Raw genomic sequence first — 2526 nt, 5'->3', positions numbered from 1 at the left:
TTCTTCCTGGTTGTTTTCTTCCAAAGAAGTAGCGTATTGTCCGCAGCTCCATTGGCTGTAATCCATTCCGGTTTGAACTTGCCAGTTTTGAAAGGCTTCAAAGGTTTCTCCCAAGGTAGCCCATTCCAACTTCTCGTTCGATATAGATCCTAGCGAATCCAACAGCATTTCCAATTTACTGAAGAATAATGGTCCAAATTCGCGTTGATTGGTCATTATTCTGGTCATATAAAATTTATCCGATGGCCATAAACCGGCATAAATGCTATCAGCTTGTCCTTGGATAAGATCAATAATGGCCTGTACATCACTCAGCGAATCCAAAACCGGAGCGCATCCTGTACCCAGGCACCAAAGACTGCGGTTTGGATTGTGCATATAAAACCGGTCAATCGTATCAGGTTTAAATATTCCAAAGTCATATAAATCATTGCAATGCATCACATTTCCTCCTGCACTACCCGCCCCCGACAAAAGTTGAAGCTTTAACTTATTTCCATGTACCAATCCGGTTATAGTATCCTGGTACTGAAACCAATCAGGTAACAAATTGCTGGGCTGACAAACATAATAGATAAAACCGCCAACAGTATAAGAGGGGTTGGCTCCAAGCGAATCCAGTAAATACCATTGGTCAGCTATATTTCTGCCATTGAAGTTCTTGTTTCTTGGGTCAATTTCAATGGCTGTTTGATAAGGGGCCGATGCCAAGGTTGAAAATACATTGGTTCCGGTGGTTTGTTGGTCAAGCCTGGCTCCAAATACAAAACCATCCGACGATTGCAAGTTCCATTTGGCTTCGTGATTAACGACAATATCAGCCATTTGAAGGATTTTTTGCTTGCCTATAGCATAGTTAACAGGGTTTTGAAGGTTATCCGATGGCTCATTGTGAGTCACCAATTGGATATAAAGCTTGGGGGATTGACCTTTACAATAAATTACTGAGAATAGGCCAATAAGAAAAAGAATGTTTTTCATGGCTACAAAAAATGAAGGGGTTAAAGTGTAGCTATGACAACAACCTTCCGGATGGGTTTAATGCCCCATTGGTTATTAGTCGATAAAGTCGATCAACCTACTTCCAATTAGGCCTTTTCTAATAAAATGGTCGAAAAATTCCTACCGCGGTAATTGTTTACCAACAAAACTTGCCTTAACTCAGCAGGTTTTTTGGAGTTCGGTAACAAAACAATTTCAGGAACATGATTCTCTTTTACTATTTTGGCTCCCAACCAGGTCGCCCAGGCAGATGCTGTATAATGTTCTCCGCACAAATGCTTATAATAAGCTCCTGGCAGCTCACTAAACAAGGTATTTCTAACACCTTCCATCCAAAAGTCCTCAGTTATATCTCCGCTATGACCATAAATTACTAAATCCGGAGTCAAACAACCATGTTTTTCACAAAAAGCCTGAATCCTTTTCACTAAATCTTCGGTTTGCTTAGGTTTATAGTAAATGTCTAATCCTTTCAGTTCACAATAGGATTTTTCACTAAGTTGATCACTCAAAACAAAGTAAGTGGAAAACTCTCCGGCTATTGTTCCTTCAGTAGGATGTTGCAAAAGAGCTAAGTTCGAAATCTTCTCTTTTTTCCACATTCCAATCCGATCGTTTACCTTAAAATAATTAGGCGAAATTTCGTCAAATCCTCCAACTAATACCTGGGCATTTGGTTTTTCCTTGCATTGTAAATAGGAATCCAATAAGGCGTTCTCAAATGAAAAACCTCTTTGACAATAGGTAAAATTATAATTCTTGCAACCTAAAATAATTGCCAATTGCCCATTTACAGCATTGTGAGTGCTTTGCATAAAAGCCGTAGGAGTAAGTTGTTCTTCGGCATTGTCAATAACCTGAATCAAAAATTTTTCGGTGTCCTCAATACAGCCAAATCCTGTGCCGGTAATTATTGCATCAGGCATGTCTAAACCGGCATCTTTCAAACAAATTTTGGCCGAAGCAATGCCCATCTTGATAACATGACTCATCCTCCGAATAGCTACCGGATTAATGAATTCTTTATAATCCGGATCAACGGATTTTAGATAATTATCCTGGTACTCGGTAATTTCAGTTAAGAACTGAGAATTATCCCAGGTTTTTTGAGCCGAAATATTTCCTAAACCATTTATATAAATTGCCATCTTGTTCAAATTAACCCTTAATTGCCCTAACGCCAGGCAATACTTTTCCTTCTAAATATTCAAGCATTGCACCACCTCCGGTGCTAACATAACTTACTTTGTCAGCTAAATTAAATTTGTTTACAGCCGCAACCGAATCCCCACCTCCTACCAGAGAAAAAGCCGATTTGGTTTGGGAAGCCTCGGCTACTGATTTGGCAATGGATATGGTGCCTTGTGCAAAATTTTCCATTTCAAATACACCCATGGGTCCATTCCATAAGATGGTTTTAGAGTTTAAAATGGCTTCTCTAAACATTGCAATTGTTTTTTCCCCTATATCTAATCCCATCCAGCCTTCCGGTGTTTCATCCACAGAACATACTTTTCGGTCTGC

At 39.4% G+C, this 2526-nt stretch carries 3 protein-coding genes; all 3 read right to left on the bottom strand.

All coding sequences use genetic code 11. The features are described 5' to 3' along the window. A partial coding sequence (locus K1X82_15440) for a hypothetical protein (protein ID MBX7183505.1) occupies window positions 1–981 on the bottom strand: 981 nt, incomplete at its 3' end. A gap of 107 nt (window positions 982–1088) precedes the next feature. Further along, entirely contained in the window at window positions 1089–2150 is a 1062-nt protein-coding gene (locus tag K1X82_15435) for a beta-ketoacyl synthase chain length factor (GenBank protein MBX7183504.1), read from the bottom strand. A gap of 10 nt (window positions 2151–2160) precedes the next feature. Next, the coding region (pgk, locus tag K1X82_15430; GenBank protein ID MBX7183503.1) for a phosphoglycerate kinase at window positions 2161–2526 on the bottom strand (366 nt) is incomplete at its 5' end.

It is taken from the genome of Bacteroidia bacterium (assembly GCA_019695265.1).
Taxonomy (GTDB): Bacteria; Bacteroidota; Bacteroidia; order JAIBAJ01; family JAIBAJ01; genus JAIBAJ01.
Note: the sequence above shows the minus strand (reverse complement) of the source record. Positions and strands in the feature narration are given on the sequence as shown.